The organism is Nocardia sp. NPDC046763 (assembly GCF_040645495.1).
In the GTDB taxonomy this organism is placed as follows: domain Bacteria; phylum Actinomycetota; class Actinomycetes; order Mycobacteriales; family Mycobacteriaceae; genus Nocardia.
Genome location: NZ_JBEYYI010000002.1, coordinates 183,804 through 203,339, shown reverse-complemented (window position 1 = coordinate 203,339; position 19,536 = coordinate 183,804). Strand labels below are relative to the sequence as shown.

The window sequence follows — 19,536 nt, the reverse complement described above, 5'->3', positions numbered from 1 at the left end:
TGGATTCATGGTCCCGCAAACCGGTTCAGTGCGAGCCGATTTCGGTGAGACCGCGGTCGAGGAAGCGGATCATCCACTCGAAACTGTCCTCGGAGTCGTTGCTCCATTGGAAGCCGTCGGACGCCTGCAGGGTGGCGAAGCCGTGGAACAGGCAGCGCAGCGTGCGCTGGGCGTGCACCATCTCCTCCTCGCCGACCCCGTAGCCGCGCAGCACCGCCGCCATGGATTCCAGCACCCGCGAACCCGATTGCAGCAGTGGATCATCCGGCCCGGTGAATTTGGCGCCGACGGTCGCGGTGTACCGGCCCGGATGGTCGACCACATAGTCGCGGAAGGCATTCGCGAAGGCGGCCAGGGCCGCGCTGCCGGAGAGCCCGTGCATGGCGTCGCGGACCCGCTGGTCGACTTCGGCCATGGCGAGCGCGGCGATGCCGTGCTGCAGGTCGGCCAGGCTCGCGATGTGCTTGTACAGCGAGGGGGTTCGCACCCCGAGCCGCAGCGCGAGGGCCCCGAGCGCCAGATTGCCGAAACCGACCTCGTCGGCGAGGGCGGCCCCCGCGGCGACGACGTCGGTCCGGCTCAGGCCCACCCTAGGCATGATGTTCCTTCAGGAACGGCAGGATCAGCTCGGCCACCCGGTCGGCGGCCTCGAACTGCGGGTAGTGGCCGGTGCCCTCGACCAGGCCCAGGCTGCCCAGTCCGGCCGGCAGGGCGGCGACGATGCGCTGGCCCTCGGCCTCGGGGCTCGGGAAGTCCGGGTCGGCGGTGCCCATGATGATGAGCGCGGGCTGGGTCACATTGGGGAGCTGGGCTTCCGCGTCCGCGGGGGTCGACTGCCCGGTCTTCATGAATTCGGCCATCCGGCCGGGCTCGCGCAGCTTGGCCCCGACCTCGGCCAGGTACTCGTCGAGGTCGGCGGGCTTGGTCGGAATGGCCACCTTCAGGTACTTCAGCCACTGGCCGAGGCTCTTGAACATCATGGTGCCCATCAGCGGGATCATGCCGCTGCGGTGGCGGGAGTTGGTGAGAAGCGCTGCGACGTCGACCTTCTGGGTCAGCGTGAACGGGTTGATCTCCACAATGGCCCGCACCAGGTCCGGCCGCTGCGCCGCCGCGATGGTGACCGACCCGCCCGAGAGCGAGTGGCCCACCACGATGGCCGGTCCGCCGCCCAGCTTCTCGATGACCGCCAGCAGATCATTGGCGACATCGGTGCGGCTGATGGCCTCCTTGCCGGTGACCGAGGCCCAGTCCATGCTCGACTCGCCGTGGCCGCGCATATCGGTGTTGACCACCCGGTACCCGGCCGCCGCCAGTAGGGGCATCAGGTGCCGGTAGGCATTGCGATCGACCCCCATGCCGTGCGACAGCACGACCAGCGGGCCCTCACCCATCTCGTCGTAAGCGATCCGGCCACCGTCGATGTCCACGTACTGCGTCATGGTCTTTCACTCTCTAGGAGTAGCTAACTGCGATAGCCATAAAGCTAATCGATTTAGCCTTGGTCGTCAACCCCTATCCGGAAAATCGGTCCGCCGGCGTGGCGTGCCGGGTGCTAGCGTTCGGCGGCGGTCCGCAGGTTGGCCGGCCAGGCCTCCAGTCCGGCGACCCGCCCGCACGGCGTCCTCTCCCTTGGGCTCGCCGGCCACCTCAACGGCACGGATTTCGACTCCGCCGAACTGTTCGCCGCCGAGCTCGATTCCCTGACAGTGCGCTGACCAGCTCATATACCGCTGTTTCCGATCCTGATCCGCGGCTCGATGCATGTTCGCCCCCGGCGAACATCGGTCCGGAACAATCGGTATACCCCCCGGGTTGAGTAGGTAACGCTCAACCTTGGAAGGGGTCGAAGACGTGACTACACCAACGAACCTGCCGGTCCTGTTCCTGACCGATCCGATCGTGCTCCCCGGCATGGTCGTGCCGATCGAGCTGGACGAGTCGTCGCAGGCCGCCATCGATGCCGCCCGCGCGGGCAAGGTCAACCAGGTGCTGGTCGCGCCGCGCCTCGATGAGGGGTACGCCGCCTACGGCGTCGTGGCCACCATCGAACAGGTCGGCCGGATGCGCGGCGGTGCTCCCGCGGCGGTGCTGAAGGCGGAGAGCCGGGCCAAGATCGGCCACGGCGTGACGGGACCGGGCGCGGCGCTCTGGGTCGAGGCCGAACCGGTCGAGATCGCGGAAGTCTCGGACGGACGCACCAAAGAGCTTGCGGCCGAATACAAGAAGCTGGTCGTGTCGGTCCTGCAGCGCCGTGAGGCCTGGCAGGTCATCGACGCGGTCAACCAGATGAACGATCCGTCCACCCTGGCCGACGCGTCCGGCTGGGCGTCGTATCTGACCAATGAGCAGAAGCGCGAGATCCTGGACACCCCGGATACCGCCGCGCGGCTGCGCAAGCTGATCGAGTGGACCACTCAGCACATCGCCGAGACCGAGATCACCGAGAAGATCAGCGAGGATGTCCGCGAGGGCATGGAGAAGCAGCAGCGGGAATTCCTGCTGCGCCAGCAGCTCAACGCGATTCGCAAGGAGCTGGGCGAGGACGAGCCGGACGGCGCGGAGGACTACCGCACCCGCGTCGAGAACGCCGACCTGCCCGCGGACGTGAAGGAAGCCGCCCTCCGCGAGGTCGGTCGCCTGGAGCGCTCCAGCGATCAGAGCCCGGAGACGGGCTGGATCCGCACCTGGCTGGACACCGTGCTGGAACTGCCGTGGAGCGTGAAAACCACTGACTCCACCGATGTTTCGGCCGCTCGCGCGGTGCTGGACGCCGATCACCACGGCCTGGACGAGGTCAAGGACCGCATGGTCGAGTACCTGGCCGTCCGCTCCCGGCGCGCCGCGCGCGGCCTGGAGGTCGTGGGCGGTCGCGGTTCCGGCGCGGTGCTGGTGCTGGTCGGTCCGCCAGGAGTCGGCAAGACCTCGCTGGGTGAATCGGTGGCACGGGCCCTGGGCCGCAAGTTCGTTCGCGTCGCCCTGGGCGGCGTGCGCGACGAGGCCGAGATCCGCGGTCACCGGCGCACCTACGTGGGCGCGCTGCCCGGCCGCATCGTGCGTGCCATGAAGGAGGCGGGATCGATGAATCCCGTTGTCCTGCTGGACGAGATCGACAAGGTCGGCTCGGACTTCCGCGGCGATCCCGCGGCGGCCCTGCTGGAGGTCCTGGACCCGGCGCAGAACCACACGTTCCGCGACCACTACCTGGACCTGGATCTGGACCTGTCGGACGTGCTGTTCATCGCGACCGCGAACGTCATGGAGACGATCCCCGGCCCGCTGCTGGACCGCATGGAATTGATCACCGTGGACGGCTACACCGAGGCCGACAAGGTGGCCATCGCCCGCGACTTCCTGATCCCGCGGCAGCTGGAGCGCAACGCTCTTACCGCCGAGGAGGTTTCGATCACGGATGAGGCGCTGCGCGAGATCGCCGCGAACTACACCCGGGAAGCCGGGGTGCGGCAGCTGGAGCGGCTGATCGCCAAGGCGCTGCGCAAGGCGGCGACCAAGCTGTCGGAATCGGCGGATATCGCCGAGACCGAAAGCCTGGTCAGCAAGGGCGAATTCGTGCCGGAGGGCCTGGGCTACGACAGCGAGCTGGGCTACGACGCCGAATCCGGTCCGGCCGCAAGCGGTTCCGGCAAGCTGGTGATCGGACTGGGTGTCCTCGAGGACTACCTGGGCCGTCCGCGCTTCACCCCCGACGGGGTCGAGCGCACCGCGGTCCCCGGCGTCGCGACCGGTTTGGCCGTGACCGGCGCGGGCGGCGACGTCCTCTACATCGAGGCCAATGCCGCCGAGGGCGACCGCTCACTGACCCTCACCGGTCAGCTGGGCGACGTCATGAAGGAGTCCGCGCAGATCGCCCTGACCTACGTCCGTTCCCACCTGGAGGAGATCGGCATCGAGCCGAGGGTGCTGGATCGCAATATCCACATCCACTTCCCGGCGGGCGCGGTCCCGAAGGACGGTCCGTCGGCGGGCGTCACCATGGTCACCGCCCTGGTGTCGCTGGCCCTGGGCCGCCAGGTCCGCGCGGATGTCGGCATGACCGGCGAGGTCACGCTGAACGGACGGGTGCTGCCGATCGGCGGCGTGAAACAGAAGCTGCTCGCCGCCCAGCGCGCCGGCCTGAAGACCGTGTTCATCCCGGCCCGCAACGAGCCGGACCTGGACGAGGTCCCCGCCGAGGTGCTGGCCGCCCTGGATGTCCGCCCCGTCGCCGACGTGGCCGAGATCCTGGCCTACGCCATCGAGCCGGTCGCCGAACCGGCCTACGACGGCCGTGCGCTGAGCGCGACCGCCTGATGCAGTGAGACGGGAGCCGTGCGTGTTCTGTAAACACGCACGGCTCCCGGCCATTTCGGCAGGCCCCGAACCAGACCGGGTCGTACCCTCGTTAGGGATCCACCGGGGATCCGACGGAGGGCGAACCACATGCAACCGAACCAGCCCAGTCAACCGAACCAGCTCGATCAAGTCGCGGGCGAGCGGCTTTCGCACGCGAACCGGATCTTCACCTCGGATCTGTCGGTCAACGAGTTCGCGCTGCTGCACGGGGCGGGCTTCGAACCCATCGACCTGGTGATGGGCGTGTCCGTCTATCACGTCGGGTTCCAGTTCACCGGAATCCGGCAGCAGCAGGAGCTGCCGGTACTGACCGAGGCCACCTATCGGGCGCGGTGGAATGCCATGTCGCGCATGCAGGCCGAGGCGGACTCGCTCAAGGCCGACGGGGTCGTGGGGGTGCGGCTGGAGTGGCGGCAGCACGGGGAATCGATGGAGCATCTGGAGTTCATCGCGGTGGGGACCGCGGTGCGGTTCGCGAAATCGCCGGGCAGCTATCGGCGGCCGAACGGGCAGGCCTTCACCAGTCACCTCTCGGGGCAGGACATGGTGACGTTGATGCGCACCGGCTACGCTCCGGTCGCCTTCGTCATGGGCAACTGTGTGTTCCACGTTGCGGTGCAGGGCTTCCGGCAGATGCTCAGCCAGATGGGCCGCAATATGGAGATGCCCCAGTGGACCCAGGGCAACTATCAGGCCCGTGAGCTGGCCATGTCCCGCATGCAGGCCGAGGCCGAACGAGACGGCGCGAACGGCGTGACCGGCGTCAGCGTCGATATCTCCAACTACGCGTGGGGATATCACACGGTCGAGTTCTATGCCTCCGGCACGGCCATCCGCCGCATCGGGGACGGCGACCCGATCATTCCGCAGTTCACCCTCGGCATGAACTCGTGAGCGATTTCGATACCGGGGCCGCCGCCCGCGCCATCAATGCCGCGCTCGGCGGCCCGGGCGGCCTCGGACTGGTCTTCACCGTCTTCGCGGGCGTCCCCGGGGTGACCCGGACACCGCCCCGCAAATCCCTGTTCAGCTCCGAGCCGGAGCGGGTCCAAATCGGTTCGTGGCGTTACGAGGTCACCTCCGACGAGCGGATTCGCGCGGCCCATGTGGTGGGCGGCATCGTGCTGGCCGAGGAGCTGCTGCCGGCCGCCACCATCGCCCCGCACCTGGCCCGGGCGCTCGCCGAGATCGCCGCCTCGTACGGTCCGACCGCGCTGCCCCACCTCTCGGCGGCGCTGGACGTTCTGGCAGGCGCGGGCTGAGCTGACCATCGCGTGTGGGCCGGTTTGGCAACCGACCGGCGAATATCCTTTGTTTCACATGAAACGAAACCCGCACGGTCAGTTGGTTTCTCGTAGGGTGCGTGGGTGATCACCATTGCCACCTGGAACGTCCTGCACCGCGTCCATGCCGACAACTGGGAGAGCGAGATGGCCGCGCGCTGGCCGGAGGAGGCGAAGCGGATCGCGATCGTGACCGCCGCGGTCGCGGCCCGGCCCGAAGCGGTCATCGCGCTCCAGGAGGTCAGCGGCGATCAGCTGGCGAGTCTGCGAGAGGCGCTGCCCGACCGGACCTTTCACGTTCTCGACTACCCGCGCATTCCGAACCCGCGCCGGGTGCCCAACACCCTGACGGACCGCTCCGAGCATCTCGTGCTGATCGTGCGCGGGCCGAGCCGGCTCGTCACCGCGGAGCCGCACGCGGTCGATCCGGGAAAAGGCCTGTTGGCAGCCGAGATCGACGGCATTCTGATCATCGCCACCCATGTGAGCGGGGACCGGCGCCGCGCCGGCCAGTTCGAGCGCCTGGCCGCCGTCGCCGGCGACGGCCCGGCAGTCTTGCTCGGTGACTTCAATGTCGGCCGGGAAGATCTCGCCGCCGCCCTCGGCGAGGGCTTCACCATCCCTGGATTTCCGCCGGATTCCGTTCCCACCCGGCCCCGGACGGCCGGTTCGAAATCCCAGTTCATCGATCATGTGGTCACCCGCGGCGTGCCCGTGCGCGGCGTCGCGGTCGAGGATGTGGCCGGGGCGTCCGACCACAACCTCGTGCACGCGATCGTCGGCTAGAACTCCCCCGCGACCCCGAGAATCGTTCGGCCGGAGTGGGTTCCGTCCAGGATGGAGCGCAGCACCGACTCCGCCTCGGTGATGGGTGCGAAATTCTCCAGCAGCGACAGATGCCGGGGCTTCAGGTCCTTGGCCAGCCGCGCCCACAGTTCACGGCGCTGGGTGATCGGGAAGTGCGCGGAGTCGATGCCGATCAGGGACACGCCGCGCAGGATGAAGGGCATGACCGTGGTGGGCAGGTCGGAGCCGCCGGTCAGACCCGAGACCGCCACCGCGCCACCGTATTTGACGGTGCTGAGAATGTGGGCCAGCGAGGTCCCGCCCACGCTGTCGACGGCGGCCGCCCACTGCGCCTTGCCGAGCGCGCGCAGCTTCTCCCCCTCGCCCGGCTGCCGGCCGATGACCGAGGCGGCGCCGAGCGCCGAGAGCAGTTCGCCCGCACCGAGTTTGCCGGTGGAGGCCACCACCTCGAATCCGAGCCCGGACAGGATATCCACCGCCACACTGCCGACGCCGCCGGTCGCGCCGGTGACCAGCACCGGACCGGAGTCGGGGGTGAGGCCGCGGTCGAGTAGCGCCTGCACGCTCATGGCCGCGGTGTAGCCGGCGGTGCCGATGGCCGCCGCCTCGCGCGGGGCCAGGCCGTCCAGCTTCACCACCCACCCGGCCGGAATACGTGCGTACTCGGCGAAACCACCGTGGTGGGCCACGCCGATGTCGTAGCCGTGCGCGACGACCAGGTCGCCGGGCGCGAATTCCGGATCGGTGGAGGCCACCACCTCACCGGTGAGGTCGATGCCCGGGATGAGCGGATACTGCCGCACCACGCCGCCGCGTGGGGTGATGGCCAGCCCGTCCTTGTAGTTGGCGCTCGAGAAGTGCACCTTGATCGTCACATCGCCCGGCATGAGGAAGTCGTCGGCGACCTCCTCCCGGATGAGGGCGATCCCACTGTCCGTTTCGTGTGCCACCATCGCCTGGAACTCCATGTCCCGAGCATAGGTCGCCACCTGCACGGACGCGCTACCTTCCGGACCGATCGCGTCCGTTACCCGGCAGGTAATCGCTTTCGTTCCCGCACTTTGCGATTGTCGAATCAGCGATCGAAATGCGAAGGAGCGCAGCAGATATGCCGACTTTCCAGACCACCACCGACGGCACCACCCTCTACTACCAGGACTTCGGCTCCGGCACCCCGATTCTGTTCGTGTCGGGCTGGACGCTCGACAGCAACCAGTGGGAATACCAGATGCACTACTTCCTGGCGCAGGGTTACCGCTGCGTCATGATGGACCGGCGCGGCCATGGCCGCTCGGACACCCCGTCCACCGGCTACGACGTCGACACCCGCGCCGACGACGTCGCCGCCCTGATCGAGCACCTCGACCTGCGGGATCTCACCATCGTGGCGCACTCGGCGGGCGGCGGCGAGACGGTGCGCTACCTGAGCCGGCACGGTTCCGATCGGGTGGCGCGAATCGCGCTGCTGGCCCCGGCGATTCCGTTCATGATGCTCACCGACGACAATCCGATCGGCATCCCGGTCGAGGCGCTGGAGGGCCTGCTGGAACAGCTGCGGACCGACCGGCCCAAGTGGTTCGTCGAGCGGTCCCAGGGCTATTTCGCCACGCATCTGCGTCCGGGCATCACGCAGGCGGTCATCGACGAGGAGATCAGGCGCTGCCTGTCGGCCTCGCCGTACGCGACCCAGGTCATGCAGCGCGAAGCGTTCACCACCGATCACCGCCCGGATGTGGCCGCGCTGACCGTCCCGACGCTGCTGCTGCACGGCATTCCGGACCAGTCCATCCTGATCGATGTGGCGAGCCGCCAGGTCGTGAAGCTGGCCCCGCACGCGGTGCTGAAGGAGTACCCGGACGCCGGGCACGGTCTCTACATCACCCACGCGGCCGAGGTGAACGCCGAGATCCTCGACTTCATCAAGGGCTGACGGCGAACTCGAGGCCCGAGAGCCCCGGCATGACTCGCCCCCGGCCTCGGCCGGGGGCGAAACCCGTTGTCCTCAGGCGAACTTCGGTGCGCGCTTGCCGGTGAACGCGGCGATGCCCTCCTGCCCGTCGGCGGAATCCGCGCAGCGGGTGATCAAGGCCGCCTCGGTGTCCAGCTGCTCCTCGAGGGTGTGCCGCGAGGACACCAGCAGCAGCTTCTTCACGTTGGCGTTGGATCCCTTGGGGCCGGCGGCGAATTCCTGCGCCAGGGCCTCGACGGCGTCGGTCAGCTCGGCATCGGGCACCACCCGGTGCAGCAGACCCCACTCCAGCGCCTCGGCGGCGGACAGGGTGCGGTTGGTGAGCATCAGCTCCTGGGTCCTGCGCAGGCCGATGATCCGCGGCAGGTAGTAGGACGCGCCGCCGTCGGGGCTCAGGCCGACCTTGGTGTACGCCATGGTGAAGGCGGCGGACTCGGCGGCGACCACCAGATCACCGGCCACCGCGAGGCTCATGCCCGCGCCCGCCGCGGTGCCGTTCACACCCACGATGAGCAGCGCGTCCATCCGCGCCAGCGCCGACACCGCCCGGTGCAGGGTCCCGGCCAGCTTCTCGATGAATGCCCCGGTGTCCCCGCTGGCGGCCATGGCCCGCACGTCGCCGCCCGCGGAGAAGAACCGTCCGGCCGCGGTCAGCACCACGACCTTCACCACCGGATCCTCCGAGCAGTAGGCGGCCGCGCGCTCCAGCTCCCCCGCGAGCGCCTGATCGATGCCATTGGCGGCATTCGGCCGATTCAGCGTGATGCGGGCGATCGGGCCGTCGAGCTCGAACAGGATGTTCTCGTAGTCGTGCCCGCCCGTCTCCCCGCCGCCACCCCTGTGGGAATCGCTGCGCGATGCTGAGTTCATTCGAGTGCCTTCCGTCGGGTGGAACCTGGATCACAGCATGGCGTACTCGACCCGGACCCCGAGCAACCGGATGGGCCGATCGAGCTCGAAGGTATGCAGTACTTCCAGCGCGGTCTGCACGATCTCGTCCACATCGACGGTGGGCGCAGTCAGCTTCCGCTGCTTGCTGCGGGTGAAGAAGGTCTTGGTGCGCACGGTGACACTGACTCGCCCGACGGCCCGCCCGGCCTCGAGGGTCTCCTCGGCCACCTGGGTGGCCAGCCGCACCACCGCCGCGTCGATCTCGGCACGTTCGGTGAGATCCTGCGGAAAGGTCTCGGAACGGCTGTGGCCCACCGGTTCTCGCGGCTCGGCGATATCGGTGTCGCCCGCGCCGTGCCCCAGGACCCACAGGTACGGCCCGGTATTGGGCCCGAACTCGGCCGCGAGGACGGTCCGGTCGGCGGCGGCCAGGTCGGCCACGGTCTCGATCCCCAAGCCGCTCAGGCGTTTCGCGATGCGCGCGCCGATGCCCCACAGCGCGGAGGTGGGCCGGTGCGCCATCAGATCGACCCAGTTGTCCCTGGTCAGCCGGAAGATTCCGGTTCCGGTGTCCGCCCCCGGCGGCTCGTCGGCCGGCCGCGCCGACTTGCCCACCGCCTTGGCGAAACCGGTGGCCAGCTTGGCCCGGGTCTTGTTGTCCCCGATGCCGACCGCGCAGGTCAGCTCCAATTCCGCGATGGCGGACCGGATCTCGCGCGCCAGTTCCTCGGGGTCCTCGGTGTCCACCGCCAGGAACGCCTCGTCGAAACCGAGCACCTCGACCCGGCCGGGGAAGGTCCGCAGCAGTGCCATGATCTCCTCGGACGCCTCGGCGTAGCTGGTGAGGTCCTGGGGCAGGAAGACGCCGTCGGGGCAGACCCGCGCGGCCGTGCGCAACGGCATGCCCGCCCGCACCCCGAAGGCCCGGGCGGGATAGGACGCGCAGGACACCACTTTGCGGGGTTCGACCGGATCGCCGTTCCCGCCCACGATGATCGGTTGCCCGCGCAGCTCCGGGTGCCGCCGGAACTCGACCGCGGCCTGGAATTGGTCGAGGTCGACGTGCAGCAGCCAGCGCGTCACCCCTCCGTCATACCGCATGGTCTCCCGAAGTGCCGGGATCTGCGGAAACGGTCAGCGGGAGCGGTGCAACCACCTGAGCGGCGAGCGATAGGCGTAGCGCGCCTTCACCGCACCGGTGTCCACCTGACCCGTGACCCGGATCAGCGGCGCGCCCGGGAATCGCGGCAGCTTGACCCGGTTGGCCACCGAGCCGGCGCCCGGCTGGACGCCGTCCGTGTCGACCCGCCAGCCGCGCGGCACGATCAGCACGATCGCCCCCGCATCGACCTCGACCCGGATGTCGATTTCCCGCCGTGAGCACCGGGCGCGGGTGAAGTCCAGCACCAGCTTGCCCGAAACACAGTCGGCCACCAGCTGTTTGGGGACGAGCCAGTCGTCGTCGGTGCGTTTGGTGCCGCTCGTCACCCGTAGCTCCATGGCAGGGGTGTCGGCGGTGGGCTGATATCGGCGGGCGCCGAACATGCGCTCGATATCGTCGACACGGGTCGCGGACGTCTGCCGCTGCTCCTTGGTACGGGTCACCGAAACTCCTCCCCCGGCATGTGAAACGATCATGTGGGTTATGCCATGGGAGCTCGAATTATGCCGCATAGCAGGGCATTTCGGGACGTCGGAGCGGCCGCTGCGGCCACAACACGGTGTCGGTTCGGGCACGGCCAGATCACGATCGTGCCCGAACGCGGACCCGCCCCGCGCGCGGTCACCGCGGCGGCTGGCGGCGGCCGAGGAAGACCGTGGTGGCGCCGAGAATGTAAATGTCCTCGCGCGCACCGATGTAGGTGTCGGCGGCCGGATCCAGCAGCGCCGCCAAGGTGGCCCGATCATCATCGCCGATGCGTTCGCCGACCCGCTCGCTCAAGCCGCCCAGCCAGGCGACGACGCGGTCGCGCACGGCCGGCGCGGGCGGCGCGGGGTGATCGATCAGCACGCTGAAGGAGGTCGCGTCGGCCAGCCCGGCCCGGCTCAACGCCACATTCCAGCCATAGGGCATGGGGGTCGCCGCGGTGATGTCCGCCCGCATCTGGGCGAAGCCCGCGTCACGCAGGGCGAGCAGCCGGTCCTGGAGTCCGGGCGCGCCCACGCCGAGTTCCCAAGGCAGGCAACGCATCGACAGCCCGCCCTCGGCCAGCGCCAGCCAGCCGCCCGGACGCAGCAGCCCGGCCAGGCGCGCGGTGCCCGCCTGCTGATCGGGCAGGTGGTGCACCATGCGCGAGGCCCACACCAGATCCGCGGCCGGGATCCCGGCGCCGAAGTCCGCCGCCGCGGCATCGGCGTGCACGGTCCGCACCCGCACCCGATCGTCCCCGTCCAGCGCGACCTTCACGGCCTGCTCGGCAGCCTCGAGCAGCTCCGGCACCGCGTCCACGATCACCAGACTCCCGCCGCCGCGAGCCAGCAGTTCCCGCGCGAACGCCACACTCTGGCCGCCGGCTCCTGCGCCGATGTCCAGCACGGTCGCCTCCGTACCGGCCGGAATCAGGGCGACCAGCCGCCGCGCGATCTCGGCATTGGCGTCGGCCGACATGGCGTCATCGCGCCGGAGATCGTCGACCATCGCCGCCCAGTCGATCCCGTCGTGGGTGTGGCCGTGGCCGTGGCCGTGCCCATGTCCGTGACCGTGGGAATGCGGATGTCCGTGCGTGACTGCCTGTTCGTGCGAATGAGCGCTCATGCTCCGACGCTATCGGTGCGCACCCGGCCGGCTCGAATCCATTTGCCGATCCGGCAAGGTGCCCGGTCCGATCAGACTGCCGAGCGTCCGGTCCGATCAGACTGTCACCGAGGCGCCGGAATCGGCGAACTGGGTGCGGTAGAGCTCGGTGTAGCGGCCGTCCGCGGCGAGTAGTTCGGTGTGCGTACCGCGCTCCACGATGCGGCCGTGCTCGAGCACCAGGATCTGGTCGGCATTGCGGATGGTGGACAGCCGGTGTGCGATGACCAGCGCGGTGCGGCCGTCGAGGGCCTCGGCCAGCGCCTCCTGCACGGCGGCCTCGGAGGTCGAGTCCAGCGAGGCGGTGGCCTCGTCCAGGATCACCACCCGCGGCTGCTTGAGCAGCAGCCGGGCGATGGTCAAACGCTGGCGTTCTCCGCCGGAGAGCCGATAGCCGCGCTCACCGACCACGGTGTCCAGGCCGTCGGGCAGCGACTCGATCAGCTCGCGCAACCGGGCGCGCTGCAGTGCATCCCACAGCTCGTCCTCGGCGGCCGCGGGGCGGGCGAGCAGCAGATTGGCGCGAATGGTGTCGTGGAACAGGTGCCCGTCCTGGGTGACCAGGCCGACGGTGTCCTGAATCGACTGCCCGGTCAGCTCACGCACATCCATGCCGCCCAGCAGCACCGCACCGGAGTCCACGTCGTAGAGCCGCGAGACCAATTGCGCGATGGTGGATTTCCCGGCCCCGGAGGAACCGACCAGCGCCACCATCTGCCCGGGCTCGGCTCGCAGCGAGACATCGTGCAGCACCTCCTCGCCGCCGCGCGTGTCCAGGGTGGCCACATCCTCCAGCGAGGCCAGCGAGACCTTGTCGGCCGAAGGGTAGCCGAAGGTGACGCCGTCCAGCTCCACGGCCACCGGGCCTTGGGGTACCGGCACCGCCAGTGGTGAATCCTCGATCAGCGGTTTCAGATCCAGCACCTCGAAGACCCGCTCGAAGCTGACCAGCGCCGACATCACATCCACTCGGGCACTGGCCAGCGCGGTGAGCGGCGAGTACAGCCGGGTCAGCAGCAGCGAAAGCGCCACCACCGCACCGGGTTCCAGCTCACCCTTCAGCGCGAGATAGCCGCCCAGCCCGTAGACCAGGGCCAGCGCCAGCGCCGAGACCAGGGTGAGCGCGGTGACGAACACCGTCTGCAGCATGGCCGTGCGCACCCCGATATCCCGCACCCGCCCGGCCCGCAGCCCGAACTCCGCGGACTCCTGCCGCGGCCGCCCGAACAGTTTGACCAGCGTCGCGCCCGGCGCGGAGAACCGCTCGGTCATCTGGGTGCTCATGGCCGCGTTCAGCCCGGCCGCCTCGCGCTGGATGCCGGCCAGCCGCTCGCCCATGCGCCGGGCGGGAACCACGAAGACCGGCAGCAGGACCAGCGCGAGCAGGGTGATCTGCCACGACAGCCGCAGCATCACGGCCAGGGTGAGCGCGAGGGTGACCAGGTTGGTGACGACCCCGGACAGTGTGGTGCTGAAGGCCCGCTGCGCCCCGATAACATCATTGTTGAGCCGGCTCACCAGTGCGCCGGTCCGGGTGCGCGTGAAGAACGCAATCGGCATCTTCTGTACGTGATCGAACACCGCGGTGCGCAGATCGAAGATGAGCCCCTCTCCGATGCGCGCCGACAACCACCTGATCACCAACCCCAACCCGGCATCCAGCACCGCGACCACCGCGATGATCGCGGCCAGCGTGATCACCGTGCGCGGAGTGCCGTGCCCGACGATGGCGTCGACCACTCGCCCGGCCAGGACCGGGGTCGCCACCGCCAGCAGCGCTGACACGATGCTGAATACCAGGAACGCCACCAGCTGCCGGTGGTGCGGTCGCGCGAAGGCGAGGATCCGCCGGGCAGTGGCCAACCGCAGCGGTCGCTGCTCTGTGGGCGCGTTCATCTGCCGATACAGCTGATTCCACGCCACGGATTCGATACTCATCCCCGCTCCTTACCGGTCCGGGGTCCATCGAACCCCGCACCACCGACACTAATACCTAAACAAAGGTTGAGATCAAGCCCATCCGCCCAGCCCAGAGGTTCGCGCTGAGCGAAATCCGCCGCCGGTCTCCCGGGCCGAATCAGTCCCGCCCCCGGGCCGAATCAGTGAAGCCTCGCGATGGCGCGCATAGGGTTGGGGCGTGAGCGAGGCGTGGGAGCGAGCGTTGCGCGGGGCGATCACCGGTGAGGTCGACACCGGCCCGCGGCGCCGGGCCGAGTACTCCTCGGACGCCTCGAACTACCGGGTGCCGCCGCGCGGCGTGGTCTTCCCGCGCGATGCGGCCGATGTGCGGGCGACCCTGGACGTGGCGCGCGCGGAAGGGCTGACCGTGACCGCGCGCGGGGCGGGCACCTCGGTGGCGGGCAATGCCATCGGACCGGGTCTGGTGCTGGACTTCAGCCGCCATATGAACGCCGTCCTCGACCTCGATCCCGAGAGCCGCACCGCACGGGTGCAGCCCGGGGTGGTGCTGGCCGCGCTGCAGCGGCGCGCGGGCGCGCACGGGCTGCGCTTCGGCCCGGACCCGTCCACTCAGAACCGTTGCACGCTGGGCGGGATGATCGGCAACAATGCCTGCGGTCCGCGTGCGGTGGCCTGGGGCCGCACCTCGGATACGGTGCGCGAGTTGCGGATTCTCGACGGGATGGGCATCGAGCGCACCCTGGGCGCGGACCTGTCCGTGCTCGCGGGCCTGCCCGAATTCACCCGCACCCAGCTGGCGCTCATTCGCACCGAGCTGGGCCGGTTCGAGCGGCAGGCGTCCGGATACGCGCTGGAACATCTGCTGCCGGAACGCGGTTCGTCGGTGGCGAAGGCCTTCGTCGGCACCGAGGGCACCTGCGGGCTGCTGCTGGACGCCACCGTCGGGCTGGTTCCGGTGCCCGCGGCGACCGTGCTGGTGGCGCTCGGTTACCCGGATATGCCGACGGCCGCGGACGATATCGCCGCGATCATGGCGGTGCGGCCCATTGCCGTGGAGGGCATGGACGCGCGCCTGGTCGACGTGGTGCGTGCCCATCGCGGCGGGGTGCCCGACCTGCCGCGCGGCGGCGGCTGGCTGTTGATCGAAATCGACGGTGGGACACCGGAACAGGCACGGGACAAGGCGGAGCTGCTACTCGGGAGCGCGCACGCGCTGGACTCACGCTTGGTCACCGATCGCGCCGAGGCACAGGCGCTGTGGGGCATCCGTGCCGATGGCGCCGGTCTGGCCGGTCGCACCTCCGACGGTCGCCCGGCCTGGCCGGGCTGGGAGGACGCCGCCGTGCCACCCGACCGCCTCGGCGACTATCTGCGTGAGTTCGAGGCGCTCATCCGGGACCACGGCCTGGACGGCCTGCTCTACGGCCATTTCGGTGACGGCTGCATCCATGTGCGCCTGGATCTGCCGATAGCCGATGCGCCGCAACACTTCCGGAGCTTCCTCGAGGACGCCGCCCGGCAGGTGGTGCGGTTCGGCGGCTCGCTCTCGGGTGAGCACGGCGACGGGCGGGCGCGCTCGGATCTGTTGCGGTTCATGTACTCCCGGGAAGCCCTCGATGCCTTCGCGGGTTTCAAGGCGCTGTTCGACCCCGACGCCGTGCTGAATCCCGGTGTGCTCGTGTATCCCCGCCCGATCGATGCCGACCTGCGCCTGGCCGGGCTGCGCCCGCTGCCCACGACCGGTGGTTTCGCCTTCCCCGCCGACGGCGATCTGGCCACGGCCGTGCATCGCTGCGTCGGGGTCGGCAAGTGCCGTGCCGACACCCACGCGGCGGGCGGGTTCATGTGCCCGTCGTATCTGGCCACCGCCGACGAGAAGGACAGCACCCGCGGCCGGGCCCGGGTGCTGCAGGAGGTGGTCCGGGGCGCGCTGGACTGGCGCTCGGAGGCCGTCTCCGAGTCGCTGGATCTCTGCCTGTCCTGCAAGGCATGTCAGGCCGATTGCCCAGCCGGCGTCGACATGGCGACCTACAAGTCGGAGACCCTGTACCGCCGTTATCGGCGCAGGCCGCGCCCGATCGACCACTACACCCTGGGCCGGCTGCCGCGGTGGCTCGGGCCGGCGACGCGGCTCCCCCGGCTGGTCAATGCGCTCGGTGCGGTCGGGCCGTTGCGCCGCCTCGGCCTGCGGCTGTCCGGAATGGATCCGCGTCGCGAGGTGCCCACGGTGGCGCACAGGAGTTTTCGGCGTTCCTGGCAGCAGCCGGTGACCACCGGCGACTCCGCACCCGGGGTGATGCTGTGGATCGACACCTTCACCGACGCCTTCGATCCCGAGATCGCCGGTGCCGCCGTGGAATTGATCGAATCACTGGGTCATCGCGTGCGCATCCCCGGCTCCCGGGTCTGCTGCGGTCTCACCTGGATCAGCACCGGCCAGCTGGACGGCGCGCGGAAGCGACTGCGCGCCACCGTCGATGCCCTGGCCGCGCATGTCGGCGCGGGTGGGGTGGTGGTCGGGCTGGAACCGTCGTGTACGGCGGCGCTCCGCGACGATCTCCCGCGCCTGCTGCCCGCGGATCCGCGGGCGGCCGCCGTGGCGGGCGCGGTGCGCACCCTGTCGGAATTCCTGGAGGGCGAGCCCGGCTGGCGGCCGCCGGACCGCAGTGGCCACACCGTGCTGGTGCAGCCGCACTGCCATCAGCACGCCGTGCTGGGGTTCGCGGCCGATCGCCGAATACTGCGCGGCACCGGTGCGGAAGTGATCGAGATCACTGGATGCTGTGGGCTTGCTGGGAATTTCGGAATGCAGCGAGGCCACTACGACATATCGGTCGCGGTCGCCGAGAACGGCCTGCTTCCGGCACTGCGTGCGGCGCCCGCGAATTCGATCTTGATAGCCGACGGTTTCTCCTGCCGTACCCAGGCCGCGCAGCTGGCGGGCCGCCCGTCCCGCCATCTGGCCCAGTTCCTGCTGGACCGGCCGTAGTCGGCACAGGCCGGAAATCGGCACGGAACGGCCATGATCGGTACAGGCGAAGGGGCACCCGCCCTGGCGGGTGCCCCTTCCATCATCTTCAGCTGCCGAACGACAGCGTGCCGGGCGTAATCTGGTATCCACTACTACCGGCGAAAACGTTTCCCCAGACACCGAGCAGGAAATTGATCAGGTTGGTGATCACGCTGAGTACCTCCAGTGGCGGGTGCTACCTATTTGCTGGGAAACCAAGATAATCGGACTGATCATCGCTGCCTGCGATCTTCGCGTTAACAATAGAATGGCGCGGTGACTTCAGCGCCGCCCGCGATCGATCGGATGACTGTCGAGCGCGCCCGCACCCTCCGCTCGGATCGGCCGCTGGATCTGGCCGCCACCATCTCCCCGCTGCGCCGCGGCTTCGGCGATCCCTGTCACCGCGAGACCCCCGACGGCTCGCACTGGCACGCCTCCCGCCTGCCCTCGGGGGAGGTCACCTACCGGCTGCGGCAACTCGATCGGCAGACGGTCGACGCTCGCGCGTGGGGCCCGGGCGCGGAGGAGTTCCTGGCGGGGCTCCCCGGCATGCTCTGCCTGGACGAGGACCTCAGCGATTTCGCCCCCGAACACCCCAAGGTCGCCGAGGCGCACCGCCGCAATCCGGGCCTGCGCATGCTGCGCACCGGGCTGGTGTGGGAGGCGCTGGTCCCGGCGGTGCTGGAGCAGAAGGTGCACACCAGGACCGCCCACGACTCCTGGCGGAAACTGGTGTGGCGCTATGGAACTCCCGCCCCCGGTCCGGCCCCGCAGGGCCTGCGGATCATGCCGGACGCCGAGACCTGGCGCCATATCCCGTCCTGGGTCTACCACCGCGCCAATGTCGGACCACAGCGCTCGAAAACCATTGTGCTGGCGGCGCGTATCGCGCCCAAGCTGGAGCAGGCCGCCGGGCTGGGCCACGCCGACGCCGCGCAGCGGCTGCGCACCGTGCCCGGGATCGGGGTGTGGACGGCCGCCGAGATCGCCCAGCGCGCCTTCGGTGATCCGGATGCCCTGTCGGTGGGCGATTTCCATCTCGCGGCCACCGTGGGCTGGACGCTGCTCGGTCGGCCGATCGATGACGACGAGATGGTCGAGTACCTGGAACCCCTGCGCCCGCACCGGTATCGCGCGGTGCGGCTGCTGGGCCTGGCCGGGTTCGCGCGCAAACCCAAGTTCGGCCCGCGCACGCCCTACACCGATCACAGTCGCATCTGAGCGCCGATCACTGCCTGGCGGCCGCCGCGTCGCCCTCCCGCTGCGCCCGGGCCAGCGCGTCCGGGACGGGGGTGCGGCCCAGGTACATATCGTCGAGGATCGGCGTCATGGCCTCCAGCGCGGCCGGGAATCCCGCGCCACCGCCTGCCGCGATCTCCTTGCCGCGCAACACATCGAAGAACGGTGACACGTCTACTCCGTGCCGGGTCCAGTAGTCCCGGTACACCTGCTGTTCGGACACCACGGCCGGAATCGTGGCCCCGTCGATACCGAGGTAGCGGTTGCCCGCCGCACTGCCGAGCCAGGCCAGCACCCGCCGCACCGCCGCGGGGTGCGGGGTGGCGGCATTGCCCGCGAGGCCGATGGCATTGTTGGCGCTCACCCGCCCGGCCGGGCCCTCGGGAATCATGGCCAATCCCCAATGGAATCCTGCATTCTGGGCAATCGTGGCCAGATTGAAGCTGCCCGACTGGAACAGCGCCATGCGGCCCTGCAGGAAGGCGTTCTTGGCGAAGTCGCCGCTGGTATTGGTGTCAGCGGCGGAGGGGGAGAGCCGGTCGGCCACCAGCCCCACCGTGTAGCCGAAGGCGTCCCGCCCTGGCGGAGAATCGAAGGCGAACCGGCCGTCGCGCTGGAGCTGTCCGCCCGCCGAGCCCAGGTACGGCAGGGTGATGGATTGAAAGTCGTTGGCGGCGTTGTACGGCCACTCCGACATCGGGGCCAATCGCCGCAGCAGGGGTCGGAAGGTATCCCGCGCCGGGTCGGGGCTCCAGCGTGCCGCCGTGACCTCGCCCGCATCGACCCCGGCCTGTGCCAGCAGGTCCAGGTTCACGTACACGGCGGTCCCGCCGTCCACGAATTGCGGTACCGCCCAAAGCTTTCCGCCGCGCGTGTACTGCATGACGGCCTGCGGGTCCCAGGCTCGGGCCGCCTGCGGTCCCAGTGCCGCACCGATATCCATCAGGTGCCCGCTGTCGGCGTAGTCCTCGTAGAGGTTGGTCCAGAACAGGTCGTCGGCGATCCCGCCGGCCACATCCAGCCGCAGCTTCTGCGCGTAAGAAGCCCACGGCACCAGCGTGATTCGCACCTCGACATCGGGATTGGCGCGCTGGAAATCGTCCAGCGAGGCCCGATACGCGGAGACGAAACTCTGATCCCAGATCCGCAGCCGCACCACCGTGCGCCCGTCGCTCGCCGCGTCGCGGCCCAGCCACAGGGCCGCGGCCACCAGCAGCAAGGCGACCACGACCAGACCGAGCACGGCCCGGGTCGAATCCTTGATCCG

At 69.5% G+C, this 19,536-nt stretch carries 16 protein-coding genes; 7 read left to right on the top strand and 9 right to left on the bottom strand.

What is annotated here, in order from left to right:
- Window positions 1-25: 25 nt before the first annotated feature.
- Both ABZ909_RS03795 and ABZ909_RS03790 read right to left on the bottom strand, forming a co-directional pair.
- Window positions 26-598 carry a TetR-like C-terminal domain-containing protein gene (locus ABZ909_RS03795; RefSeq protein WP_356996077.1) on the bottom strand — a complete coding sequence of 191 codons (573 nt, stop codon included), beginning with the start codon at window positions 596-598 and terminating at the stop codon, window positions 26-28.
- Window positions 591-1,442, bottom strand: coding sequence for an alpha/beta hydrolase (locus ABZ909_RS03790; protein ID WP_356996076.1), 852 nt, complete (start codon window positions 1,440-1,442; stop codon window positions 591-593). Before ABZ909_RS03790 ends, ABZ909_RS03795 begins: the two co-directional genes overlap by 8 nt.
- Window positions 1,443-1,854: 412 nt before the next feature.
- Between ABZ909_RS03790 and lon the strand changes: the two genes are divergently transcribed.
- The 4 genes from lon (at window position 1,855) to ABZ909_RS03770 (ending at window position 6,422) form a co-directional block, all read left to right on the top strand.
- Entirely contained in the window at window positions 1,855-4,311 is a 2,457-nt protein-coding gene (gene lon, locus ABZ909_RS03785; protein ID WP_356996075.1) for an endopeptidase La, read from the top strand.
- A gap of 129 nt (window positions 4,312-4,440) precedes the next feature.
- The gene (locus tag ABZ909_RS03780; RefSeq protein ID WP_356996074.1) at window positions 4,441-5,247 is read left to right on the top strand and encodes a heavy metal-binding domain-containing protein; all 807 of its coding nucleotides are present in this window, start codon (window positions 4,441-4,443) and stop codon (window positions 5,245-5,247) included.
- Window positions 5,244-5,615, top strand: coding sequence for a DUF5073 family protein (locus ABZ909_RS03775; RefSeq protein ID WP_356996073.1), 372 nt, complete (start codon window positions 5,244-5,246; stop codon window positions 5,613-5,615). The genes ABZ909_RS03780 and ABZ909_RS03775 overlap by 4 nt, the downstream gene beginning before the upstream one ends.
- Window positions 5,616-5,720: 105 nt before the next feature.
- Window positions 5,721-6,422 (top strand): endonuclease/exonuclease/phosphatase family protein, encoded by a 702-nt coding sequence (locus ABZ909_RS03770; RefSeq protein WP_356996072.1) that lies wholly within the window; start codon window positions 5,721-5,723, stop codon window positions 6,420-6,422.
- On the opposite strand, the gene ABZ909_RS03765 is transcribed toward ABZ909_RS03770, so the two are convergent.
- On the bottom strand, window positions 6,419-7,411 hold the full coding sequence (locus ABZ909_RS03765; protein WP_356996071.1) for an oxidoreductase: 993 nt from the start codon (window positions 7,409-7,411) through the stop codon (window positions 6,419-6,421). The two genes, ABZ909_RS03770 and ABZ909_RS03765, sit on opposite strands and share 4 nt — an antisense overlap.
- A gap of 140 nt (window positions 7,412-7,551) precedes the next feature.
- On the opposite strand from ABZ909_RS03765, the gene ABZ909_RS03760 reads away from it, so the two are divergent.
- Window positions 7,552-8,373, top strand: coding sequence for an alpha/beta hydrolase (locus ABZ909_RS03760; RefSeq protein ID WP_356996070.1), 822 nt, complete (start codon window positions 7,552-7,554; stop codon window positions 8,371-8,373).
- A 72-nt stretch (window positions 8,374-8,445) separates the two neighbouring features.
- Here the strand turns inward: ABZ909_RS03760 and ABZ909_RS03755 are convergent, their stop codons facing one another.
- The 5 genes from ABZ909_RS03755 to ABZ909_RS03735 form a co-directional block, all read right to left on the bottom strand.
- Window positions 8,446-9,282, bottom strand: a complete 837-nt coding sequence (locus tag ABZ909_RS03755) for an enoyl-CoA hydratase-related protein (protein WP_356996069.1) — start codon at window positions 9,280-9,282, stop codon at window positions 8,446-8,448.
- Window positions 9,283-9,312: 30 nt separating this feature from the next.
- The gene (locus tag ABZ909_RS03750; RefSeq protein WP_356996311.1) at window positions 9,313-10,386 is read right to left on the bottom strand and encodes a DNA polymerase IV; all 1,074 of its coding nucleotides are present in this window, start codon (window positions 10,384-10,386) and stop codon (window positions 9,313-9,315) included.
- Between the two features lie 51 nt (window positions 10,387-10,437).
- Entirely contained in the window at window positions 10,438-10,908 is a 471-nt protein-coding gene (locus tag ABZ909_RS03745) for a hypothetical protein (protein WP_356996068.1), read from the bottom strand.
- 178 nt (window positions 10,909-11,086) lie between these two features.
- Entirely contained in the window at window positions 11,087-12,058 is a 972-nt protein-coding gene (locus tag ABZ909_RS03740; RefSeq protein ID WP_356996067.1) for a class I SAM-dependent methyltransferase, read from the bottom strand.
- Window positions 12,059-12,154: 96 nt separating this feature from the next.
- Window positions 12,155-14,035, bottom strand: coding sequence for an ABC transporter ATP-binding protein (locus ABZ909_RS03735; protein ID WP_356996066.1), 1,881 nt, complete (start codon window positions 14,033-14,035; stop codon window positions 12,155-12,157).
- Between the two features lie 199 nt (window positions 14,036-14,234).
- On the opposite strand from ABZ909_RS03735, the gene ABZ909_RS03730 reads away from it, so the two are divergent.
- Both ABZ909_RS03730 and ABZ909_RS03725 read left to right on the top strand, forming a co-directional pair.
- A complete protein-coding gene (locus tag ABZ909_RS03730; RefSeq protein ID WP_356996065.1) occupies window positions 14,235-17,006 on the top strand; it encodes an FAD-binding and (Fe-S)-binding domain-containing protein in 2,772 nt (923 codons plus the stop codon).
- Window positions 17,007-17,333: 327 nt separating this feature from the next.
- Window positions 17,334-18,251, top strand: coding sequence for a DNA-3-methyladenine glycosylase 2 family protein (locus tag ABZ909_RS03725; RefSeq protein ID WP_356996310.1), 918 nt, complete (start codon window positions 17,334-17,336; stop codon window positions 18,249-18,251).
- 7 nt (window positions 18,252-18,258) lie between these two features.
- On the opposite strand, the gene ABZ909_RS03720 is transcribed toward ABZ909_RS03725, so the two are convergent.
- Entirely contained in the window at window positions 18,259-19,533 is a 1,275-nt protein-coding gene (locus ABZ909_RS03720) for an extracellular solute-binding protein (protein WP_356996309.1), read from the bottom strand.
- Window positions 19,534-19,536 lie beyond the last annotated feature (3 nt).